The sequence below is a fragment of the Rhodoferax sp. RT5P35 genome, assembly GCF_056521385.1.
In genome coordinates this window covers 1-1,760 of record NZ_JBWMAX010000063.1, presented here as the reverse complement: position 1 = coordinate 1,760, position 1,760 = coordinate 1, and the positions used below count along the sequence as shown (strand labels likewise).

Sequence of the window (1,760 nt, the reverse complement as noted above, 5' to 3'; positions counted from 1 at the left end):
AAAGCAGCTGGGGCACACACGTCAATATCGCCGGTGGCGGCATGGCCAAAAACAGCAAAAACCCGGCCAACGCCGTGAAGTTTTTAGAGTATCTAGCCAGCGCCGAGGCGCAAAACTACTTTGCCAACGGCAACAACGAATGGCCCACCGCCAAAGGTGTACAGGTCAACAACCCGGCCCTGCAAACCATGACCGGCGGCAGCTTCAAGAGCGAAACCATCCCGATCAGCGTGGTGGGTATGAACCAGGTCAAGGTGCAGCAGATGCTGGACCGCGTGGGTTACAAATAAGCACCTATAACCCTAGGACTTACGCAGCGCCCTTGTATCGCCCTTCGGGCTTACAGGGGGAACTTGCGTAAGTCCTAAACCCTTAAAAACCGCTGCTAGCCCAGCGGTTTTTTTATGCCGAACGGTTCAGGGAGCGGCTCAGCAGCAGCACCGGCAGCAGTCCCACCGCGACCAGGGCCAGGCAGGGCAACGCCGCCTCCCCCAGGCGCTCGTCGCGGGCCAACTGGTAGGCCATCACCGCCAGCGTGTCATGGTTGAATGGCCGCAGCACCAGAGTGGCGGGCAGCTCCTTCATCACATCCACAAACACCAGCAAGGCCGCCACCCCGGTGGAGCGGCGCAGCAAGGGCCAGTGCACCCGCCGCAGCAGACCCCAGCCGGTCACATTCAGCATGCGCGCAGATTCGTCAAAACTGAGCGGAATCCGGCTGTAGCCGCTTTGCACGCTTTGCAGGGCCACCGCGCAAAACCGCACCAAGTACGCCCACAGCACCCCCAGTACGGTAGACGTCAGCACATAACCCACGCCCCAGCCCGGCTGCGCCGCCTGCAGCCAGCCCACCGGCAGCAGCAGCCCCACCACCACCACCGCCCCCGGAATCGCATAGCCCAGGCTGGCCACCTGCAACACACCGCGTGCCATCCGGGCCGAGGCCGGGCGCGACGCAAACGCCAGCAGCAGCGCCAGCCCCACGGCCAGCACAGCGGCCATACCGCCCAGTTGCAGGCTGTTCCAGGCCCAATGGCCAAAACGCGCCCAGGGAAGCGGCGCGTCCTCGGACTGCCAGCCCTGGTAGAGCGGGCGCAGCATGAACAGCACTGGCAGCACAAAGCCCAGCAGCACCGGCAGGCTGCACAGCGCCTGCGCCTGCACCCGCTGCCAGCCCACCAACACCACACGCCGTGCCTCGGCACTGCCCGCGCGGCTGCCCTTGGCCGCACTGAATCGCATGCGCTGCTGGGCCCGCCGCTCCAGCGCCAACAGCACGGCCACCACGGTCAACAGCGCGCAGGCCAGTTGCGCCGCCGCCACCGGGTTGTCCATGGACAGCCAAGCCTTGTAGATGCCCGCGGTGAAGGTCTGGATGCCGAAGTAGCTGGACACGCCAAAGTCGGCCAGCGTCTCCATCAGCGCCAGCGCCACCCCGGCCGCCACTGCCGGACGCGCCAGCGGCAAAGCCACGCTGCGCACGCGGCGGCCCAGCGGCGCACCCAGCATGCGGGCGGCCTCCATCAAGTGCGCAGCCCGCTCGGCCAGCGCCGCCCGCACCAGCAGGTACACATACGGGTAGAGCGTGACCACAAACACCAACACCGCGCCGCCCAGGCTGCGCACCTCGGGCAGCATGCGGCCCTGCCAGCCCGTAATGGCCCGCAGTGCCGTCTGGGCCGGGCCGCTGTACTGCAAAAAGTCGGTATAGGCATAGGCCACCACATAGGCCGGCATGGCCAGGGGCAGCAGCAGCGCCC

At 66.5% G+C, this 1,760-nt stretch carries 2 protein-coding genes; one reads left to right on the top strand and one right to left on the bottom strand.

What is annotated here, in order from left to right; genetic code table 11:
• Positions 1–290, top strand: a 290-nt coding sequence (locus AC097L_RS23580; RefSeq protein WP_479589171.1) for an extracellular solute-binding protein, incomplete at its 5' end; no start/stop codon positions are given.
• Between the two features lie 112 nt (positions 291–402).
• Here AC097L_RS23580 and AC097L_RS23575 read toward each other — a convergent pair.
• The coding region (locus tag AC097L_RS23575) for an ABC transporter permease (RefSeq protein ID WP_479589170.1) at positions 403–1,760 on the bottom strand (1,358 nt) is incomplete at its 5' end.